The organism is Mycobacterium senriense (assembly GCF_019668465.1).
In the GTDB taxonomy this organism is placed as follows: Bacteria; Actinomycetota; Actinomycetes; order Mycobacteriales; family Mycobacteriaceae; genus Mycobacterium; species Mycobacterium senriense.
This window is the reverse complement of the sequence record NZ_AP024828.1, coordinates 64,832-84,495: the sequence shown is the minus strand read 5'-3', so window position 1 is coordinate 84,495 and position 19,664 is coordinate 64,832. Positions and strand designations below refer to the sequence as shown.

The 19,664-nt window shown below is 67.2% G+C and carries 19 protein-coding genes; 12 read left to right on the top strand and 7 right to left on the bottom strand.

What is annotated here, in order from left to right; genetic code table 11:
* Positions 1-47: 47 nt before the first annotated feature.
* Positions 48-1,577 carry an ATP-dependent DNA ligase gene (locus tag MTY59_RS00425; RefSeq protein ID WP_221043940.1) on the bottom strand — a complete coding sequence of 510 codons (1,530 nt, stop codon included), beginning with the start codon at positions 1,575-1,577 and terminating at the stop codon, positions 48-50.
* Between the two features lie 111 nt (positions 1,578-1,688).
* On the opposite strand from MTY59_RS00425, the gene MTY59_RS00420 reads away from it, so the two are divergent.
* Together MTY59_RS00420 and MTY59_RS00415 are read left to right on the top strand one after the other, a co-directional pair.
* Positions 1,689-2,456, top strand: coding sequence for an SDR family NAD(P)-dependent oxidoreductase (locus MTY59_RS00420; protein WP_007772657.1), 768 nt, complete (start codon positions 1,689-1,691; stop codon positions 2,454-2,456).
* 175 nt (positions 2,457-2,631) lie between these two features.
* Positions 2,632-4,797 carry an acyl-CoA dehydrogenase family protein gene (locus MTY59_RS00415; RefSeq protein WP_221043939.1) on the top strand — a complete coding sequence of 722 codons (2,166 nt, stop codon included), beginning with the start codon at positions 2,632-2,634 and terminating at the stop codon, positions 4,795-4,797.
* Between the two features lie 10 nt (positions 4,798-4,807).
* On the opposite strand, the gene MTY59_RS00410 is transcribed toward MTY59_RS00415, so the two are convergent.
* The gene (locus MTY59_RS00410; RefSeq protein ID WP_221043938.1) at positions 4,808-5,143 is read right to left on the bottom strand and encodes a Zn-ribbon domain-containing OB-fold protein; all 336 of its coding nucleotides are present in this window, start codon (positions 5,141-5,143) and stop codon (positions 4,808-4,810) included.
* A gap of 63 nt (positions 5,144-5,206) precedes the next feature.
* Between MTY59_RS00410 and MTY59_RS00405 the strand changes: the two genes are divergently transcribed.
* The 3 genes from MTY59_RS00405 to MTY59_RS00395 all read left to right on the top strand — a co-directional run bounded on the left by MTY59_RS00405 (position 5,207) and on the right by MTY59_RS00395 (position 9,013).
* Positions 5,207-6,400, top strand: coding sequence for a thiolase family protein (locus tag MTY59_RS00405; RefSeq protein ID WP_221043937.1), 1,194 nt, complete (start codon positions 5,207-5,209; stop codon positions 6,398-6,400).
* 22 nt (positions 6,401-6,422) lie between these two features.
* Positions 6,423-7,880: a FadR/GntR family transcriptional regulator gene (locus tag MTY59_RS00400; RefSeq protein ID WP_221043936.1), complete on the top strand. Its 1,458-nt coding sequence runs from the start codon at positions 6,423-6,425 to the stop codon at positions 7,878-7,880.
* Positions 7,881-8,020: 140 nt separating this feature from the next.
* A complete protein-coding gene (locus MTY59_RS00395) occupies positions 8,021-9,013 on the top strand; it encodes a sensor histidine kinase (protein WP_221043935.1) in 993 nt (330 codons plus the stop codon).
* A 69-nt stretch (positions 9,014-9,082) separates the two neighbouring features.
* Here MTY59_RS00395 and MTY59_RS00390 read toward each other — a convergent pair whose 3' ends face one another.
* Entirely contained in the window at positions 9,083-9,304 is a 222-nt protein-coding gene (locus MTY59_RS00390) for a hypothetical protein (protein WP_221043934.1), read from the bottom strand.
* A gap of 406 nt (positions 9,305-9,710) precedes the next feature.
* Entirely contained in the window at positions 9,711-9,899 is a 189-nt protein-coding gene (locus MTY59_RS00385) for a hypothetical protein (protein ID WP_221043933.1), read from the bottom strand.
* A 333-nt stretch (positions 9,900-10,232) separates the two neighbouring features.
* Here MTY59_RS00385 and MTY59_RS00380 point away from each other — a divergent pair, with 333 nt between their 5' ends.
* Positions 10,233-10,757, top strand: coding sequence for a 2-isopropylmalate synthase (locus tag MTY59_RS00380; protein ID WP_221043932.1), 525 nt, complete (start codon positions 10,233-10,235; stop codon positions 10,755-10,757).
* 91 nt (positions 10,758-10,848) lie between these two features.
* On the opposite strand, the gene MTY59_RS00375 is transcribed toward MTY59_RS00380, so the two are convergent.
* Positions 10,849-12,327: a cytochrome P450 gene (locus MTY59_RS00375; protein WP_221043931.1), complete on the bottom strand. Its 1,479-nt coding sequence runs from the start codon at positions 12,325-12,327 to the stop codon at positions 10,849-10,851.
* A gap of 114 nt (positions 12,328-12,441) precedes the next feature.
* On the opposite strand from MTY59_RS00375, the gene MTY59_RS00370 reads away from it, so the two are divergent.
* Positions 12,442-13,077: a TetR/AcrR family transcriptional regulator gene (locus tag MTY59_RS00370; RefSeq protein ID WP_221043930.1), complete on the top strand. Its 636-nt coding sequence runs from the start codon at positions 12,442-12,444 to the stop codon at positions 13,075-13,077.
* A gap of 29 nt (positions 13,078-13,106) precedes the next feature.
* On the top strand, positions 13,107-14,039 hold the full coding sequence (locus MTY59_RS00365; RefSeq protein ID WP_221043929.1) for an SDR family oxidoreductase: 933 nt from the start codon (positions 13,107-13,109) through the stop codon (positions 14,037-14,039).
* Here MTY59_RS00365 and MTY59_RS00360 read toward each other — a convergent pair.
* Positions 13,974-15,026: a DNA polymerase IV gene (locus tag MTY59_RS00360; protein ID WP_221046174.1), complete on the bottom strand. Its 1,053-nt coding sequence runs from the start codon at positions 15,024-15,026 to the stop codon at positions 13,974-13,976. The two genes, MTY59_RS00365 and MTY59_RS00360, sit on opposite strands and share 66 nt — an antisense overlap.
* A complete protein-coding gene (locus MTY59_RS00355) occupies positions 15,023-15,631 on the bottom strand; it encodes a TetR/AcrR family transcriptional regulator (RefSeq protein WP_221043928.1) in 609 nt (202 codons plus the stop codon). Before MTY59_RS00355 ends, MTY59_RS00360 begins: the two co-directional genes overlap by 4 nt.
* A gap of 91 nt (positions 15,632-15,722) precedes the next feature.
* Here MTY59_RS00355 and MTY59_RS00350 point away from each other — a divergent pair, with 91 nt between their 5' ends.
* The 4 genes from MTY59_RS00350 to nrdE all read left to right on the top strand — a co-directional run bounded on the left by MTY59_RS00350 (position 15,723) and on the right by nrdE (position 19,632).
* The gene (locus tag MTY59_RS00350; protein WP_221043927.1) at positions 15,723-16,277 is read left to right on the top strand and encodes an NAD(P)H-dependent oxidoreductase; all 555 of its coding nucleotides are present in this window, start codon (positions 15,723-15,725) and stop codon (positions 16,275-16,277) included.
* Positions 16,278-16,783: 506 nt separating this feature from the next.
* Complete coding sequence (locus tag MTY59_RS00345; RefSeq protein ID WP_221043926.1) at positions 16,784-17,023, top strand: redoxin NrdH; 240 nt, start codon at positions 16,784-16,786, stop codon at positions 17,021-17,023.
* 27 nt (positions 17,024-17,050) lie between these two features.
* A complete protein-coding gene (gene nrdI, locus MTY59_RS00340; RefSeq protein ID WP_221043925.1) occupies positions 17,051-17,497 on the top strand; it encodes a class Ib ribonucleoside-diphosphate reductase assembly flavoprotein NrdI in 447 nt (148 codons plus the stop codon).
* A complete protein-coding gene (nrdE, locus tag MTY59_RS00335; protein ID WP_250160680.1) occupies positions 17,467-19,632 on the top strand; it encodes a class 1b ribonucleoside-diphosphate reductase subunit alpha in 2,166 nt (721 codons plus the stop codon). The genes nrdI and nrdE overlap by 31 nt, the downstream gene beginning before the upstream one ends.
* Positions 19,633-19,664: the final 32 nt, after the last annotated feature.

The following is a 19,664-nucleotide window of genomic DNA, read 5'->3' as shown; positions in this document are numbered from 1 at the left end:
ACCCTACGCGCGTTGAATTAACGGCGCCTGTCCAGAAAAGCCCTGGTTCAGTACAGCGCGCGCACGGCGTCGATGGTGTCGGCCTCGGCGGGGCTCTTGTCGTCGCGATAGCGCACCACGCGGGCGAACCGCAGCGCCAGCCCGCCGGGGTAGCGCGACGATTTCTGCACGCCGTCCAGCGCGATTTCGACCACCTGTTCGGGCCGCAGATGGACGACGTAGCCGTCCGTCCCGCCGACCGCGAGTTCGCTGAACCGGGCGGTCTGCCACTGCAGCATGGCGTCGGTCATGCCCTTGAAAGTCTTTCCCACCATGACGAATTCGCCGCTGGCCGGGTCACGCGCGCCCAGGTGGATGTTGGAGAGTTTGCCGCGGCGCCGCCCCGATCCCCACTCCACCGCGAGCACCACCAGATCCAGCGTGTGCACAGGCTTGACCTTCAGCCAGCCCGCTCCGCGGCGCCCCGCCGCATACGGCGCGTCGGGCGCCTTGGCCATCACGCCCTCGTGGCCGGCGGCCAGGGTCGCGTCCAGGAAGGCGCCGGCCTGCGCGGGGTCGGCGGTGAGCAGCCGGTCGACTCGCTGCGCCGGGGGCACCAACGCGTCGAGGGCGGCCAGTCTCTCGGTGGTCGGGGCGTCGATCAGGTCGACGCCGTCGCGATGCAGGATGTCGAAGAAGAATACCGAAAGTCGCTGCGCGGCAAGGGCTGCGGCGATGTCGACCGAGCGGCCGAACCGTGAGGCGGTGACCTGGAACCGGTGGGGACGGTTGTCGGGCCGCAGCGCGATGGCCTCGCCGTCGGCGATCAGGTCGTCGACCGGCAGCGCCAGCGTCGCCTCCACCACCTCGGGCAGCCGGGCGGTGACATCGTCGAGGCTTCGGGTGTAGACGGTGACCTCGTCACCGGCGCGGTGAATCTGCACCCGCGCCCCGTCCAGCTTGGCTTCGAAAATCGTTGCGCCGCCGTGGCGTTCGATCGCATCGGCCACGCCCGTCGCGGTCTGCGCCAGCATCGGGCCGACCGGGCGGCCGACCCGCAGGGTGAACGCGTCCAGCGCCGACGCCGCACCGGACAGGGCGGCCGCCGCGACCGCCGGCAGGTCCCCGCCCAGCATGGCGGCGCGCTGCACCGCGGCGGCCGGGATGCCGGCGGCCTTGGCCACGGCGTCGGCCATGATCCCGGCCAGCGCGCCCTGGCGCAGTTCACCGCCGAGTAGTCGCACCAGAAAGGTCTGCTCGGTGTCGGTGGCGGCGGCGAACAGGGCGTCCAGCAGCGCGGCGCGGCGCGCCTGCGCGCCCTTACCCGACACGGCGCCGATCTCGGAGAAGGTGGCGTCGACGCCGGCGACGGTCAGCGAGGCGTGCGAGGCCGCCGGCGGGCGCGAGCGCAGCGCCGCCCAGCCCACGCCGATCTGGCGTTGCCGCAACTCACCAGAAAGCCACGACACGATGACGGCGACCACCGTGGCGTCGGGCGCGGCGCGGGTCAGCAGGCCGGCGATGTGGGCGACCTTGGTCAGCCGCGACGACGTGCTCCCGACATCGGTTGACGTCATTGCCACGTCGATGAGGAGCACGGTTGCCAGCTTGGCATGGCTCGGTGACAGGCCTGAAGAGCGAGCACGCTAGCGTGCCTACGTAACGTTACAGATCGCAGTGATTGTGACAACCACAAAGGAGACGTCCGGATGGAGATCAGTGGGAAGAAGGTCGTCGTCATCGGCGGCGCATCGGGAATGGGCCGGGCCAGCGCCGAGCTGCTGCACGAACGCGGCGCCGATGTCGCCATTCTCGACCGCGAGGGTTCCGACGGCAAGACGGTCGCCGAGGGCGTCGGGGGCACCTTCTACCCGGTTGACGTCACCGACTTCACCGGCACCGAAGAGACCCTGCAGGCCGCGGTCGACAAGCTCGGCGGCCTGCACGTCGTGATCACCACCGCGGGCGGCGGTATCGCCAAGCGGACGCTGACCAAGTCCGGTCCGCATGACCTCGAATCCTTCCAGTCCGTGATCGATCTGAACCTGATCGCCACCTTCAACATCAGCCGGCTGGCCGCCGCGCACATGGCCAAGAACGAGCCCGAAGACCCCGACACCGGGGAGCGCGGCGTCATCATCAACACCGCCTCCATCGCGGCCTTCGAGGGCCAGATCGGGCAGGTCGCCTACACCGCCGCCAAGGCGGGGATCGCTGGGATGTGCCTGACCATGGCCCGCGACCTGGGCTCGGTGGGCATCCGGGTGCTGGGGATCGCCCCGAGCCTGTTCGCCACGGGGCTGACCCAGGGCATTCCCGACGAGTTCGCGACGCAGCTGACGAAGGATGCGGCGTTCCCCAAGCGCCTCGGCCGTCCGGAGGAGTACGCGAAGCTGGCCGCGGCCATCGTGGACAACCCGATGCTCAACGGCCAGTGCCTGCGACTGGACGCCGGGCAGCGGTTCGCGCCCAAGTAGACGCCCCCCGCTGGGGCCCTCCCCGCATTAAGTACACTCTTTAGGCAGCCGCCCCGCTTCCCCTCGAAGCGGGGCAGGCCACCCAGCTTCAGCTCCGACGATGCGGACCGCGCGGCGGTCCGAGCGGGAGCGGGACGATCACACCCGGCTGGCATGCGGCGCGAGGAGGGCCCTCATGGGTATCGCAATAACCGACGACCATCGTGAACTCGCCGAGGTAGCTCGCGGGTTCTTGACCTCGCAGAAGGCGCGGTGGGCGGCGCGGTCGCTGCTCGACGCCACGGACGAGCCGCGCCCCGGGTTCTGGCAGAACCTGGTCGAACTCGGCTGGCTCGGCCTGCACGTCGACGAGGAATACGGCGGCTCGGGCTTCGGGCTGCCCGAACTCGTTGTGGTGATCGAAGAACTCGGTCGCGCGGTGGCGCCGGGGCCGTTCGTGCCGATTGTGATCGCCTCCGCGGTGATCGCCAAAGACGGTACCGCCGAACAGAAGTCGCGGCTGCTGCCCGGTCTCATCGACGGAACCGTCACCGCGGGCATCGGGCTGGGCGGCCAGGTGCGGGTCAACGACGGCGTGGCCGAGGGCGAGGCCGGAATCGTGTTGGGCGCCGGGCTGGCCGAGCTGCTGGTGATCGCCGCGGGCGACGACGTGCTGGTGCTCGAGCGCGGCCGCGACGGTGTCTCGGTCGAGGTGCCGGAGAACTTCGATCCGACGCGGCGGTCCGGACGCGTCCGCCTGCATAACGTGCGCGTCTCCGGTGACGACGTCCTGACGGGGGCGCGCAAATCGGCGCTGGCCCGGGCTCGCACCCTGCTGGCCGCCGAGGCCGTGGGCGGGGCGTCGGACTGCGTCGACACCGCCGTCGACTACGCCAAGGTGCGCCAGCAATTCGGGCGCACCATCGCCACTTTCCAAGCGGTCAAGCATCACTGCGCGAACATGCTAGTGGGCGCGGAGTCCGGGATCGCCGCCGTCTGGGACGCCGCCCGCGCGGCGTCCGAGGACGAGGAGCAATTCCGGTTGATCGCCGCGGTGGCCGCGGCGCTGGCCTTCCCGGCCTACGTCCGCAACGCCGAACTCAACATCCAGGTGCACGGCGGCATCGGCTTCACCTGGGAGCACGACGCGCACCTGCATCTGCGCCGGGCGGTGGTGAGCGCGGCGCTGTTCGGCGGTGACGCGCCGGCTGGCGACGTCTTCGAGCGCACCGCCGCCGGCGCCGTCCGCGACAACAGTCTGGACCTGCCGCCGGAAGCCGAGGAACTGCGCACCAGCATCCGCGCCGACGCCACCGAGATCGCCGCCCTGGGCAAAGAGGCCCAGCGCGACAAGCTGATCGAGACCGGCTACGTGATGCCGCACTGGCCCAAGCCGTGGGGGCGCGCGGCGGACGCCGTCGAGCAGCTGGTGATCGAGGAGGAGTTCCGCGCGGCCGGCATCAAGCGACCGGATTACGGCATCACCGGCTGGGTGATCCTGACCCTGATCCAGCACGGAACGCCTTGGCAGATCGAACGATTCGTGGAGAAGGCGCTGCGCAAGGACGAGATCTGGTGCCAGCTGTTCTCCGAGCCCGACGCCGGCTCGGACGCCGCGTCCATCAAGACGCGCGCCACCCGGGTGGACGGCGGCTGGAAGATCAACGGCCAGAAGGTTTGGACCAGCGGGGCGCACTACTGTGCGCGCGGGCTGGCCACCGTGCGCACCGACCCCGACGCCAAGAAGCACGCCGGCATCACCACGGTGATCGTTGACATGAAGGCACCCGATGTCGAGGTGCGCCCACTGCGGCAGATCACCGGCGGCTCGGACTTCAACGAGGTCTTCTTCAATGACCTGTTCGTCCCCGACGAGGACGTCGTCGGCACGCCCAACTCCGGGTGGACCGTCGCGCGCGCGACGCTGGGCAACGAACGCGTCAGCATCGGCGGCAGCGGATCGTTCTACGAGGGGCTGGCCGACCAACTGGTGCAGCTCACCGAGCAACACCCGGATCGGTTGGCCGGCGGGCGAATTCGAGTCGGGTCGTATCTCGCCGAGGAAACCGCGCTGCGGCTGCTGAACCTGCGGCGCGCCGCGCGCAGCGTCGAAGGCGCGGGACCCGGCCCGGAAGGCAACGTCACCAAACTCAAGCTGGCCGAGCACATGGTGGAGGGCGCCGCGATCATGGCGGCGCTGCTGGGCCCCGAGGTCGCGCTCACCGACGGTGCCGGCGCCCTGGCCGGCCGGCTGATGATGGGGGCTCGCGGGATGGCGATCGCCGGCGGTACGTCGGAAGTGACGCGCAATCAGATCGCCGAGCGGATCCTCGGCATGCCGCGTGACCCGCTGATCAACTAGTCCGACGCGGTCAGGCCGGCGCGAATTGCGCCGCGCCGCCGCTGCCGCGCTCCGGCCGCAGGGCGACGGGCATGCCGCAGCTCACCGAATCCGGCTCGCAGTCAACGATATTGGCCGCGACCCGCAGGCCGCTCTGTTCGGCGAGCTCGACGATCGCGATGACATAAGGGGTGGGGATCTCCGGGTTGTACGGGTGATGGTTGACCGTGAAGGTGAACACGGTGCCCCGCCCGGAAACTTCTCGCGCCTCCAGCGTGCCCCCGCACTCGCGGCATCCGCCGCCGCCCGGATGCACCCAGCGCGCGCAGCCGTCGCAGTACTCGATGAGCAGCGGCCCGTTCGACACGACGAATACAGTACACTCAATTGATTCGATGCGGTGACGGGTGTGGTCTGACGGGCGGTGTACATGACGCTTTTCGAAAAAGACGCGATCTTGTCCGGCGTCGGCATCTCACGAATCGGCCGCCGCACCGGCATCCCGTGCCTGGAGCTGACCATGGAGGCGGTGCGCACCGCCATCGAGGACGCCGGGCTGGCCGCCGGCGACATCGACGGCATCGCCACGCTGGGTGACACACCCGCGGCGGACGTCAATGCCCAGCTGCGCATCGACGCCGCGGACTGCGGGTCGGGCTTCGGCACCGGCGGCCTGCTTTCGCCGGTGATGTCGGCGTGCCGCGCGGTCGCCGAACGCCGCGCCCGCCACGTGGTGGTCTACCGGACGATCCAGATGCTCGGCGGCACGGTTCCGGTCAAGCAGGAAGAGAACGCACCGGCCCCGCCACTGGCGCGCATGTTCGAGACACCCGAAGGCGAGCCGAAGCCCGCCGTCGGCGCCATGGATGACGTCAACGATCTGGTTGCCGCGCACGCTTATTCGGCCGCCAACTGGCTGGCGCTGAACTGCCGCCGCCACATGGACCTGTACGGGACAACCAAGGAACAGCTGGGCTGGATAGCGCTCAACGGCAGGCGCAACGCGGCGCTGAATCCCCGTGCGGTCTACCGGGATCCGATGACGATGGCCGACTACCTGGGCGCCCGGCCGGTGTCCACCCCATTGGGGCTGCTGGACTGCGACGTCCCGATCGACGGCTCGATCGGGGTGGTGGTCTCGCATGCGGAGTACGCGGCCGACTGTCCCCACCGCGCGGTGAAGGTGGAGGCGATCGGCGGGTCCGACGGCGCCGGCGGCTGGTTTCACCGCGCGGACTACCCGAAGATGGCGATGTCGGATGCGACGGCGCAGATGTGGTCGCGCACGACGTTGAAGCCCGCCGACCTCCAGGTCGCCCAGCTCTACGACGGATTCACCTATCTCACGCTGGCGTGGCTGGAAGCGCTGGGGGTCTGCGGCGACGGCGAGGGTGGCCCGTTCGTCGAGGGCGGGGAACGGATCGCCCCCGACGGGCACCTGCCGCTGAACACCTACGGGGGCCAACTCTCGGCAGGGCGCATGCACGGCTACTGGGCGCTGCACGAAGGGTGCCTGCAGCTGCGTGGCGACGCGGGGGAGCGGCAGCTATCGCGTCGCCCCGAGGTGGGCGTTGTCTCCGTCGGCGGTGGGCCCGTCGCGGGGTGCATGCTGCTGACCTGTTGAGCGACAAGGCGATCGAGCTCGGATGACTGAGGAGCCAAGGACCGGCCCTGCCGACAAACTCGCTTCGATCCTCGCTCGCGACATCGAAGCCGATATCGTCCGCCGCGGCTGGGCGGTGGGCGAGTCGCTGGGTTCCGAACAGGCTCTGCAGCAGCGCTTCGGGGTGAGCCGGTCGGTGCTGCGGGAGGCCGTCCGACTGGTCGAACACCATCAGGTCGCGCGGATGCGCCGCGGGCCCAACGGCGGGTTGTACATCTGCGAGCCCGATGCGGGGCCCGCCACCCGCGCGGTCGTCATCTATCTCGAATACCTGGGCACGACGCTGGGCGACTTGCTCAACGCCCGCCTGGTGCTCGAGCCGCTGGCGGCCTCGCTCGCCGCCGAGCGCATCGACGAGGCCGGCATCGCGCGGCTGCGGGCGGTGCTGCAGGACGAACAGCAGTGGAAACCCGGTTTAGCGGCGCCGCGCGACGAGTTCCACATGACGCTGGCCGAGCAGTCCAAAAACCCGGTGCTGCAACTGTTTATCAATGTCCTGATGCGGCTCACCACCCGCTACGCGTTGGCGTCGCGACCGGATTCGGCGACCGAGGCGATCGAGGCGGTCGACCATCTGCACGCGCACCACTCCGCGATCGTCGCGGCCGTCACGGCCGGCGATTCGGCGCGCGCCAAGACGCTGTCCGAGCGACACGTCGAGGCCGTCACCGGCTGGCTGGAGCACCATCACGCGGGCGACGGGAGCCGGGGTCGCAAGAGGCGGCGCCGGCTCGATTCCGAGGCACCCAGGGGCAAATTGGCCGAGATGCTGGCCCTCACCATCGGTGACGACATCGCCGCCAGCGGCTGGCACGTGGGTTCGGTCTTCGGCACCGAGACGGCCCTGCTGGAGCGTTACCGGGTGAGCCGCGCGGTGCTCCGCGAGGCGGTGCGGCTGCTCGAATACCACTCGATAGCCCACATGCGCCGCGGGCCCGGCGGTGGGCTCGTCATCGCCCAACCCGCGGCGCAGGCCAGTATCGACACGATCGCGCTGTACCTGCAGTACCGCAACCCCAGCCGCGAAGACCTGCGATGCGTCCGCGACGCCATCGAGCTCGACAACGTCGCCAAGGTGGTCAAGCGGCTGGGCGAATCCGAGGTGGCGGCGTTCCTGGCCGGCCATCGGTCCGGGCTACCGGAAGGCTCGCGCCAGACGGCCGACGACGTGCGGCAGGCGATCGCGGAGGAGTTCAACTTCCACGGCGGCCTGGCGCAGCTCGCCGGCAATGCGCTGCTGGACCTGTTCCTGCGCATCATCGTCGAGCTGTTCCGCAGGCACTGGTCGAGCACCGGGCAGGCGCTGCCAACCTGGTCGGACGTGCTGGCGGTGCACCACGCTCACCTGCGGATCGTCGAGGCGATCGAGGCGTCGGACGAGAGCGTCGCGGCTTATCGCCTCCGCCGTCATCTCGACGCGGCCGCCTCGTGGTGGCTGTAGATAACGCGATCGCCGGCCGTCGAAGCGGCCTCTCCGATGAGGCAACCTAAATGTGATCTGTTGCGCGGTATAGCAAAGGCCCGCTTGGGGTACTGGAAGGGAGGGAAGGCGCGAGCCTGCCCAACAGGGGGTTGGCGTTAGTGATCGAAAGCGAGCGCGCTGAAGTGACGGCGGGTAATGAAGCCAGACAATACGGTTTCGTCCACTCCGCATCGATTTACCACTCTCAGCAGGAGTTTGTCGATTTGGTGGGCCGCTTCGTCGGCGACGGTTTGGCGGCGGACGAGGCGGTGCTGCTGGCCGCGCCTCCCGAGACGCTGGCCCTGCTGCACGACGAGTTGAGCGCCGGCGGCGGCTTGCCCGCCGAGGTGCGCATGGCCGACATCACCGAGGTGGCCCGCAATCCGAGCCGGTTCATGGCCATGGAGGGCGCGTTCATCGACGAGCACCCGGACCAACGAGTCCGGATCGTCAGCCAGCTCGCGTGGCCCGGCCGCACCGACAAAGAATTCGTCGCCTGCATGGAGCACGAAGCACTCGTCAACGAGGCGATGGACGGCTACCCGGCCACCAGCCTGTGCCTGTACGACGCGAGCCGGCTGCGTGATGACGTGCTGTGGAACGCGCGCGCGACGCATCCGCTGCTGTGGGAATCCGGTGCGCTGCAGCGCAGCTCAAATTTCGCGCCAAGCGACGTCCTGGAACGCTGCAACCAACCATTGGCCGCCGGCCCCGGGGCGGTCACCTACATGGTCCGCAAGTCGGCGGACCTTCGGCCGGCCCGGTCCTTCGCCGTCGACTACGCGGGCTGGATGGGGCTGTCGCGGGACTGCATTGAGGATCTGCAGCTGGTCGCCACCGAGTTGGCCACCAACAGCCTGATGTACACCGGGGGCGCGTGCCGGTTGGCCTTCTGGCAGGACGATGGGCACCTGATCTGCGAGGCACGCGACACCGGGCGACTCGAGGACCCGCTGGTGGGGCGTCTGGACCCGGGCCCGTGCGGTCCCGCGAGTCGGGGCCTGTATCTGGTCAACGCCATCTCGGACTTGGTGCGAACCCACACCACCAGGACGGGTACGACGATCCAGGCATACCTGCGGTGCGAGCCCGCCGCCGGCCCGGCCGGTTAAGGCGAAGCGGTCCACGAAAACAGCGACCCGCCAAGACCACAGGTCCCAGCGGGTCGCTTGTCTTTGCGGTTAGAGGCCGAGCGCGCCGGTGATCCCGCCGACGATCCCGCCGACCGTGCCACCCACGGTGCCGCCGACCGTTCCACCGGTGGTGCCGCCCAGCGTGCCACCTGTGGTGGTTCCGGCGGTGGTCCCGCTTACCAAGCATCCGGTGGGCGCGAACAACACCACGACGAATCCCGCGGCGGCCGCGGTGGCTTTAAGGACCCGCTTAGTCCTCGTTGAATTCATAATCACATCCTTTTCATCTGGAGGCATAGCCCTGCATGTAAACCGCTCTATTTAACGGATGTTACAACGGCTATTAAACACACGTAAAGACCTAGTTTGCATTCGGCATCGGTAAGGTGGTCGCTGTCCTGTGAACCCCAATTAGCCAATGCAACAGCATCATTCGGAGGCAGTGGCGCGCGGATGATGTCGCGCTTGCGCCCGGGGGATAGCAAAGTATTGCCGTCGCACGGCGGTGCCGACAAAGCGCAAAAGGCAGCGCAAAAGCGCCATTGTTCCAGCGCTATTGCGTGCTTAACCCCGGCCGAAGTCGGGTTGAGAATCCTCCGTCATCCGGGTCTGCCGGATAGACGAAGCGAGTGAGGAAATAGCGCCCCGCCGAGAGCGGGGCGCTTGTTCAATCGGATTAAAGGCCGAGGCTGCCGACGAGTCCGCCAATGCCGCCGACGCCGGAGCCGCCGGCACCGCCGATGAGGCCCGAGCCGCCCGCGCCGCCGGTGACCGTCGTCGCACAGCCCGGTACTGCCAACACCGCGGCCACCGCCACGGCCGCTGCGACAGCTTTGACGGTTTTCTTGGTGCTCTTCGCCTTCATGATCGTGCCTTCCAGGTGAGGGGTAGTTGAACAGCCGTCTAATTGACTGCCGCTTCGTGCCATACCCCCTGTTAAACACAAGTAAACCAAACTTTTAGGATAATTTTCTGTATTTTTTTGTACGGTCCGTTTGTACGGCTCAGCGGCGCTTTGCGCCCGCTGAATGGAGTTGCAGACACCGTGGCCTGGCGTCTAATGTCAACGCTCGTGCGTCTTTTCGAGCGAGTCGTAGTAGCTAGCACCCGCAGCGGGGTTTGATCCGGACCGACCCCCCGCTGTGGGTCGGAAGCTACTGCCGTCGGTCGCTCCTGCTGACCAGAAAAGACCGGCACCATGACCTTTCCCGAGCGCGATCAACTCCGAAATTTCGAATCCGCCGGTGTGTGGTTCGGCGAACGCTTCGGCGTCGCGTTGCCCCTCGGTCTGCGCGAGCAGGCCGACTCCATGTCCTGGGCGGGGTTCGTCGCGACCTACGGGCGCAACGCCGGCCCGCTGCGGCTGGGCGACTGGCAGTGCGCTTACGACGGTCGCCCCGCGGCCCGATTGGGCCCGCAGCCCCGCGACTACCGGGCCGTGATCGCCGTGGGTGACCGGATCAGCACCGGCACCGCCGCGGCGTCAGGGCCGATCGCGGCCCTGACCGCGATGCTGCATGAGCGCGGGATCACGGTCGAGGTTGTGAACTTCCATCAGATGCGATCGTCAACCGGCAGCGCGACTTTCATCCTCGGCAGCGACGGCGTCCGCACCGAGTGGGCGATGGGCTGGGCGGACGATCCGACCCAGTCGGCGCTGCGCGCCGTGATCGCCTGCGCCAACCGGCTGTTCGCGGCTCGGTGCGGCGGAGCGGATCGATAGGTGAGTTTCATGTGCGCTAGCGCCGGTGATAGCGCACATGAAACTCGGCCCTACCGCGACGGCGGCGACTGAGGCTGCCGTCGCGGACGTTCTACAGCGGCCGCAGCACGATCGGCATGCCGTCCATCGGAATCGGCATGCCGCCGTAGTCCCAGTGCGGCTGGTAGCCCGGCCGGGCCAGCTCGACGCGGTAGCGGCGCAGCAGCCGGTGCACCACTGTCTTGACCTCCAGCTGGCCGAACACCATGCCGATGCACTTGTGCGCACCACCGCCGAACGGCGCGAACGCATAGCGGTGCTTCTTGTGTTCCGAGCGCGGTTCGGCGAACCGCTCCGGGTCGAATTTGTCTGGCTCCGTCCACAATTCGGACAGCCGGTGATTCATGCCGGGCCAGATCGTGATGTTGGTTCCGGCCGGGATGTAGTGGCCCAGCAGCTCGGTGTCGCGCACCGCCATCCGCATGTTGAACGGCAGCGGCGTCACCATGCGCAGCGACTCGTTCATGATGAGTTCGAGCGTTTCCAGCTTCTCCAGCGACTCGATGTCCAGCGGTCCGTCGCCGAGGCGGGCCGACTCCTCGCGCGCCCGCTCCTGCCACTCCGGGTTGGCGGCCATGTTGTAGACCATCGTGGTGGTCGTCGAGGTGGACGTGTCGTGCGCGGCCATCATCAAAAAGATCATGTGGTTGACGATGTCCTCGTCGGTGAAGCTGTTGCCGTCGTCGTCCTCGGTGTGGCACAGCACGGTCAGCATGTCGCTGCCGGTGGCGCTACGGCGGTCCTTGACCCGCTCGGCGAAGTAGTCCTCGAGCAACTTGCGCGCCTTCAGGCCGCGCCACCACTTGAACGGCGGAATCGGCTGCCGGATGATCGCCCCGCCGGCGCGCGTCGTCGTGGTGAACGCCTGGTTGACCTTGGTGACCAGGTCATGGTCGGAACCCGGCTCGTGCCCCATGAACACCAGCGACGCGATGTCCAGGGTGAGTTCCTTCATCGCCGGGTGGAACAGGAACCGCGCGTCGTTGGTCGGCCAATTGGCGACGATGTCGGTAGCGACCCGGTCAATGTGCTCGACGTAGCCGGTCAGCCGGCTGCGGGTGAAGGCCTCCTGCATGATCCGGCGGTGGTACATGTGCTCGTCGAAGTCGAGCATCATCAGCCCGCGGTTGAAGAACGGCCCGATCACCGGGTGCCAGCCCTTCTGCGAGAAGTCCTTGTTCCTGTTGGAGAACACGGCCTGGGTGGCGTCGGGCCCCAGCGCGGTGACCGCCGGCATGATCGGCGAGTCCAGGTAAATCAGCGGGCCGTGGTTTCGGTAGAGGTGCAACGCGTAGTCCGGGCCGCCGCGGAACAGCTCGATGATGTGGCCGAGGATCAGGAGCCCGGCGTCGCCAAGCACGGGCTTGAGGTCGCTGCCGGCCGGCGGTTCCGCCAGGACTTTGGTCTCCCACTCGTGGGCGAGCAGGCGCTTCTCGATCGCACCCATCCCCGGGATGGTCTGCAGCGTCGGGGTGAACCGGCGCCGCGCCTGATCCAGCAGGTATTGCGGGGTGCTGATGGTGGCGGTCATAAACGCTCCTTTGCGTGCCCTCCGGGTGACGGCCGTCACTGATTTATAACCTTCGCTGAAAAACTTGACGGCTGTCAAGTTTGCTTTTTGCGCGGCGTGGTGCAAGGTCAGGGAGTGACCAGCCACCCCGCTACTCCGGAGCCGGGCGCACGACGGCGTGGCGACAAGCAACGCCAGGCGATCGTGCAGGCGGTGCGCGAACTCCTGCAGGAAAAGCCGTTTGCCGAGTTGTCGGTGAGCACCATCAGCCTGCGGGCCGGGGTGGCGCGATCGGGCTTCTACTTCTACTTCGACTCCAAGTACGCGGTGCTGGCACAACTCATGGCCGAGGCCGCCGAGGAGCTCGAGGAACTCACCGAGTACTTCGCCCCCCGGCAGGCCGGCGAGTCACCCGAAGAGTTCGCCAAGCGGATGGTCGGCAGCGCCGCGGCCGTCTATGCGCACAACGACCCCGTCGTGACCGCCTGCAACGAGGCCCGCAACACCGACGTCGAGATTCGCGATCTGCTGGACCAGCAGTTCGAGGTGGTGCTGGGCCAGATCGTCGGGATCGTCGAGGCCGAGATGAAGGCCGGGACGGCCAGGCCGATCAGTGACGACCTGCCGACGCTGATCCGCACCCTGGCCGGCACCACCGCGCTGGTGCTGACCGGCGACCCGATCCTGACCGGGCGCGACAGCGACCGTGACCGACGGGTGAGCGTCCTCGAGCAGTTGTGGCTGCACGCGCTGTGGGCGGGCCGTCCCTAGCGGGTAGTACCGTCGGTATCGTCACGGCCATGGCGCAGCGGGAATTCGGGCGGTCTTTCGCGGGAAAGCGGTGCCTAGTCACCGGCGCGGCAAGCGGCATCGGCCGCGCCACGGCATTGCGGCTGGCCGCGCACGGCGCCGAGCTCTACCTGACCGACCGCGACCGCGACGGACTCGAACAGACGGTGGCCGACGCGCGCGCCCTGGGCGCGCAGGTCCCCGAGCATCGCGCGCTCGACATCGCCGACTACGACCAGGTGGCCGCCTTCGCCGCCGACGTCCATGCCGCGCATCCGAGCATGGACGTCGTCCTCAACATCGCCGGCGTATCGGCGTGGGGCACCGTCGACCGGCTGACCCATGAACAGTGGAGCAAGATGATCGCCATCAACCTGATGGGTCCGATCCACGTCATCGAGACCTTCGTCCCGGCGATGGTGGCGGCCAAGCGCGGCGGGCATCTGGTCAACGTGTCCTCGGCGGCCGGGCTGGTGGCCCTGCCGTGGCACGCCGCCTACAGCGCCAGCAAGTACGGACTGCGCGGCCTGTCGGAGGTGCTGCGCTTCGACCTGGCCCGGCACCGCATCGGCGTGTCGGTGGTGGTGCCGGGCGCGGTGAACACCCCGCTGGTCGGCACCGTGGAGATCGCCGGCGTGAACCGGGAAGACCCCAACGTCGCGCGATGGATCAGGCGATTCGCCGGCCATGCCGTGTCGCCGGAAAAGGCCGCCGACAAGATCCTGGCCGGAGTGGCCAAGAACCGGTACCTGATCTACACGTCGGCCGACATCCGGGCGCTGTACGCGTTCAAAAGGCTTGCGTGGTGGCCCTATAGCGTGGCCATGCGCCAGGTGAACGTCATCTTTACCCGCGCGCTGCGGCCCAGCCCGGCGCCGCTAGTCCGGCATGACCAACTCGAGGCGCACCCCGAGCAGGCGGACCGGCCGGTCGAGCTCGAATAGGTCGAGAACGCGAAGGGCCGCGGCCACGATGACGTCGCGATCGGTGCTCGGTGCATCGAGCTTGCGAATCTTGGTCCGCGTGTAGAAGGTCGCCGTTCGCACGGTGACCGCCACCCGGGTCACGACTCGGTCCTCCGCCAGCACATCCGTCAGCGCCCGCTCGGCCAAATCCGTTACGGCCGCGTCCATTTCGGATCGATCGGTGAGATCGCGCGGAAACGTGACCACGTGGCTGCGCGAGCGCGGCACCCAGGGTTCGGCGCTGACCTGGCTGTCGCCGCCGCCCTTGGCCAACAGCAGCAGCCAAAGCCCGGTGCGCGGGCCGAACGTGGCCGTCAGCAGCTCCGCGTCGCAGTGGGCCAGCTGCCATACCGTCGTAATCTCAAGATCGGCAAGCTTTTTCGCCGTCTTGGGACCCACACTCCAGAGCGCGTCCACCGGACGGTCGGCCATCAGCGGCATCCAGTTCGCGTCGGTGAGCACGAAAATGCCGCCCGGTTTGGCGAAGCCGGTGGCGACCTTGGCGCGCTGCTTGTTGTCGCTGATGCCGACCGAGCAGGACAGCCCGGTTTCCGAGGAGATGACGCTGCGGATCTGCTGCGCGATCTCGCCCGGATCCTGTGCCGTCACCGCGACATAGGCCTCGTCCCAGCCCCAGACTTCGACCGGATGCCCCAAGTCGCGCAGCACCCCCATCACCTGATCGGACGCCTCGTCGTAGGCGGCGGGGTCGGAGGGGAGGAAGGTCGCCTCGGGGCAGCGGCGGGCGGCGGCCCGCAGCGGCATGCCCGCACGCACGCCGAACTCGCGGGCCTCGTAGGAGGCGCAGGTGACGACCTTGCGCGGTTCGTTCGGATCGCCGCTGCCGCCGACAATCACCGGCAGCCCGGCCAATTCGGGGTGCCGGCGCAACTCGACCGACGCCAGGAACTGGTCGAGGTCCACGTGCAGGACCCAATCCGGCCCCGCCGCGGCCACGGCGTTCATCGCCCGCAGAGCTTGCGCGCCAAGCTTTCCCACGCGTCGCCCAGCGTCGCCAGCGTGTGACCGCCCTCGGCGAGTTGGTGCTCGACGTAGTCCACGTCCAGCAGCGCGAGCAGCGCGTCGGTCTGGGCGTCGAGGTCGCCGGTGGAGTCGGCGGCCTTGAGCAACATCCGCACGTGCGTGCGCAGCACCATGGCCGGCGCGTTGTGCCGGTTCTGCGGGTCGCGGTTGGCCGCGGACAGCAGTTCGCAATGGTCGTGAGCGAATCGGATCCGCTCCCGCCCGAACGCGACCAGCCGGTCGGCCGGCGGCGCGCCGGGGCCCAGGGGTGGCGGACCGAACAGGAACGCCTGCTGAACGGCTTGTTCGTCCTCGTCCAGCAGCACCATCATCAGCCCGGCCCGGCTGCCGAAGCGGCGGAACAGCGTGCCTTTGCCGACCCCGGCGGCGGCGGCGATGTCATCAGTGGTGACGGCGTCGGCGCCGCGCTCGGCGACCAGGGTTCGGGCAGCCTGCAGGAGCAGGGCGCGGTTGCGCGCCGCGTCGCCCCGTTCGTGGTGCACCACCTGGGGGGAGAGCACGTGCAACTCACCGGACCGCTCGCTCACTCCTGCACTTTAACGCTGCCGGAATAAATCGGACTGTAGTCCGTTTAAGCCGTGCGAGGATGTACACAACGACCGAAGGGAAACTCCGACAGTGGCAACCAAAATCTTGGCGTTAGTGGGAAGCCTGCGGGCGGCGTCGATCAACCGCCAGATCGCCGAGTTGGCGGGGGCGGTCGCCGCCGACGACGTGACGGTCACGATCTTCGAGGGGCTCGGCGAGCTGCCGTTCTATAACGAGGAGATCGACGACGTGATGAACACCGGCGCGCCACCGCTGGCCCCGGTGGCCGCGCTGCGCGCCGCGGCGGCCGACGCGGACGCCGCCCTGGTGGTGACGCCCGAATACAACGGCAGCTACCCGGCCGTCATCAAGAACGCGATCGACTGGCTGTCCCGGCCGTTCGGCGACAGCGCGCTGAAGGGCAAGCCGCTGGCGGTCATCGGCGGATCCTTCGGCCAGTACGGCGGGGTGTGGGCGCACGACGACACCCGCAAGTCGTTCGGCATCGCCGGCGCGCGGGTCGTGGAGGCGATCAAACTGTCGGTGCCGTTCAAAACCCTGGAGGGCAAGGCGCCCGCTGACCACGCCGAGCTGTCCGCGAACGTGCGTGATGTGGTGGGCAAGCTCGCCGCCGAAGTCGGCTGATTGGCAGAAGTCAACAAGCCGCTCGCCGGGCGACCAGCGCGGTTGGCACAACCGAATAGCAGAAGCCGCCAGCTCCGTTCTGGCGGCTTTGCTAGCTGAGGGTGGTGCCGTCGTCGGCGGCGGTGATGTCGGTGGTCCCTGCTATACCCCTACATAGAGACGGCCGCGCCTCGGCGTGTGATCTGCGACACGCCGATCGGGTGGTCAGATTTGTTCGCGACAGGGCTCACGACCAGGGAATTTCAAAATTGTTATTCAGAACATCTTGTATCTCGACATCTTGTCAGCCACTAGGTGTAGTGTTTCGAGCACCGGCAGATCCCAGGACCACCAAGCAAGCCAGACTCGGTGAACCCCCCGAAATCGGCACTCACAGGTCGCTCGACCTGGACGGCCGCAATACGGGAATCAGGGAGCCTGCCGGATCGCTGAAGATAGCAAAGACGCAGTCCAAAAGTAGTTGCCAGTCCGTTGGGTCCCCCTCTTCCGCAAAGGAGCGGCATTCTATGAGCATCACCGTGTACACCAAGCCGGCATGTGTGCAGTGCAGCGCCACCTACAAGGCGCTGGACAAGCAGGGCCTCGCCTACGAGAAGGTCGACATCTCGCTGGACGCCGAGGCGCGCGACTACGTGATGGCTTTGGGATACCTGCAGGCTCCTGTGGTGGTGGCGGGCAACGACCACTGGTCCGGTTTCCGGCCCGACCGCATCAAGGCGCTCTCCACGGCGGAACTCAGCGCGTAAGGCAAGACGTCAAGTAAGGAGGTTGCGGTGCAGTCGCGCAACCTGGTCTATTTCTCCTCGGTGTCGGAGAACACCCACCGCTTCGTGGAGAAGCTGGGGATTCCCGCCACGCGGATACCGCTGCGTGGCCGCATCGAGGTGAACCAGCCCTACGTCCTCGTCCTGCCCACCTACGGCGGCGGGCACGCGACTCCCGACCTCAACGCCGGCGGTTACGTCCCCAAGCAGGTCATCGCCTTTTTGAACAATGAGCACAACCGGTTGTTGATCCGCGGCGTCATCGCCGCGGGCAACAACAACTTCGGTGCCGAATTCGCCTACGCGGGCAACGTGATCTCGCGCAAGTGCGGCGTTCCGTACCTCTACCGCTTCGAACTAATGGGAACCCAGGACGACGTGGATGCCGTCCGCGCGGGCTTAGCCAATTTTTGGAAGGAACAGACGTGCCACCAACCGTCGCTGCAGAGCCTGTAACCACCGGTGCCCACGCGTTGCCGGGCGAAACGGATTACCACGCGCTCAACGCGATGCTGAATCTGTACGACGCGGACGGCAAGATTCAGTTCGACAAGGACCGCGAGGCCGCGCATCAGTACTTCCTGCAGCACGTCAACCAGAACACGGTGTTCTTCCACAATCAGGACGAGAAGCTCGACTACCTGATCAAGGAGAACTATTACGAGCGTGAGGTTCTCGACCAGTACAGCCGCAACTTCGTCAAGACGCTGCTGGACCGCGCCTACGCCAAGAAGTTCCGGTTCCCGACGTTTCTGGGCGCGTTCAAGTACTACACCTCCTACACGCTGAAGACGTTCGACGGGAAGCGTTACCTGGAGCGTTTCGAGGACCGTGTGGTCATGGTGGCGCTGACGCTGGCCGCCGGCGACACCGTCCTGGCCGAGAAGCTTGTCGACGAGATCATCGACGGGCGATTCCAGCCGGCCACCCCGACGTTCCTGAACTCCGGCAAGAAGCAGCGCGGCGAACCGGTGAGCTGCTTTCTGCTGCGCATCGAGGACAACATGGAGTCGATCGGGCGATCGATCAACTCCGCGCTGCAGCTGTCCAAGCGCGGTGGGGGAGTCGCGTTGCTGCTCAGCAACATTCGCGAGCACGGCGCTCCGATCAAGAACATCGAGAACCAGAGCTCGGGCGTCATCCCGATCATGAAGCTGCTCGAGGACTCGTTCTCCTACGCCAACCAACTGGGGGCCCGGCAGGGCGCGGGCGCGGTGTACCTGCACGCGCACCACCCGGACATCTACCGGTTCCTGGACACCAAGCGCGAGAACGCCGACGAGAAGATCCGCATCAAGACGCTGAGTCTGGGCGTGGTGATTCCCGACATCACCTTCGAGCTGGCCAAGAAGAACGAGGACATGTACCTGTTCTCGCCATACGACGTCGAGCGGGTCTACGGCCTGCCGTTCGCCGACATCTCGGTGACCGAGAAGTACTACGAGATGGTCGACGACGGGCGCATCCGCAAGACGAAGATCAAGGCGCGCGAGTTCTTCCAGACGCTGGCCGAGTTGCAGTTCGAGTCGGGCTATCCGTACATCATGTTCGAGGACACGGTGAACCGGGCCAACCCGATCGAGGGCAAGATCACGCACTCGAACCTGTGCTCGGAGATCCTGCAGGTGTCGACGCCGTCGTTGTTCAACGAGGACCTGTCGTATGCCAAAGTGGGCAAGGACATTTCGTGCAACCTGGGCTCGCTGAACATCGCCAAGACCATGGACTCGCCGGACTTCGCCCAGACCATCGAGGTGGCGATCCGCGCGCTGACGGCGGTGAGCGACCAGACGCACATCTGGTCGGTGCCCTCGATCGAGCAGGGCAACAACGACTCTCACGCGATCGGGCTCGGGCAGATGAACCTGCACGGCTACCTGGCGCGCGAGCGGGTGCTCTACGGTTCCGAAGAGGGCGTCGACTTCACCAACATCTACTTCTACACCGTGCTGTACCACGCGCTACGGGCGTCGAATCGCATTGCGATCGAACGGGGAACGAAGTTCGGCGGCTTCGAGAAGTCGAAGTACGCCTCGGGTGAATTCTTCGACAAGTACACCGAGCAGGTGTGGGAGCCGGCCACCCCGCGGGTGCGGGAGATCTTCGCCGAGGCGGGCATCCGCATTCCGACACAAGAGGATTGGCAGCGGCTCAAGGAATCGGTGCAGCAGCACGGCATCTACAACCAGAACCTGCAGGCCGTCCCGCCGACGGGGTCGATCAGCTACATCAACCACTCGACCAGCTCGATCCACCCGGTGGCGAGCAAGATCGAGATCCGCAAGGAAGGCAAGATCGGCCGCGTCTACTATCCGGCGCCGTATCTGACCAACGACAACCTGGAGTACTACCAGGACGCGTATGAGATCGGCTACGAGAAGATCATCGACACCTACGCCGCGGCCACCCAGCACGTGGACCAGGGGCTGTCTCTGACGCTGTTCTTCAAGGACACCGCCACCACGCGCGACGTGAACAAGGCGCAGATCTACGCCTGGCGCAAGGGAATCAAGACGCTGTATTACATCCGCCTTCGTCAGATGGCTTTGGAGGGAACAGAGGTCGAGGGCTGCGTGTCCTGCATGCTCTAAATCTCGCCCTGATCGGGCAGTCTGCCCAGGTC

Bases quoted from the DNA above. Each gene is read 5' to 3' on its own strand.
- MTY59_RS00380 (WP_221043932.1), top strand. From the start codon at position 10,233: ATGACCTTTCCCGAGCGCGATCAACTCCGAAATTTCGAATCCGCCGGT.
- MTY59_RS00400 (WP_221043936.1), top strand. From the start codon at position 6,423: ATGACTGAGGAGCCAAGGACCGGCCCTGCCGACAAACTCGCTTCGATC.
- MTY59_RS00385 (WP_221043933.1), bottom strand. From the start codon at position 9,899: ATGAAGGCGAAGAGCACCAAGAAAACCGTCAAAGCTGTCGCAGCGGCC.
- MTY59_RS00375 (WP_221043931.1), bottom strand. From the start codon at position 12,327: ATGACCGCCACCATCAGCACCCCGCAATACCTGCTGGATCAGGCGCGG.
- MTY59_RS00415 (WP_221043939.1), top strand. From the start codon at position 2,632: ATGGGTATCGCAATAACCGACGACCATCGTGAACTCGCCGAGGTAGCT.
- MTY59_RS00420 (WP_007772657.1), top strand. From the start codon at position 1,689: ATGGAGATCAGTGGGAAGAAGGTCGTCGTCATCGGCGGCGCATCGGGA.
- MTY59_RS00345 (WP_221043926.1), top strand. From the start codon at position 16,784: ATGAGCATCACCGTGTACACCAAGCCGGCATGTGTGCAGTGCAGCGCC.
- MTY59_RS00405 (WP_221043937.1), top strand. From the start codon at position 5,207: ATGACGCTTTTCGAAAAAGACGCGATCTTGTCCGGCGTCGGCATCTCA.
- MTY59_RS00390 (WP_221043934.1), bottom strand. From the start codon at position 9,304: ATGAATTCAACGAGGACTAAGCGGGTCCTTAAAGCCACCGCGGCCGCC.
- MTY59_RS00365 (WP_221043929.1), top strand. From the start codon at position 13,107: ATGGCGCAGCGGGAATTCGGGCGGTCTTTCGCGGGAAAGCGGTGCCTA.
- MTY59_RS00360 (WP_221046174.1), bottom strand. From the start codon at position 15,026: ATGAACGCCGTGGCCGCGGCGGGGCCGGATTGGGTCCTGCACGTGGAC.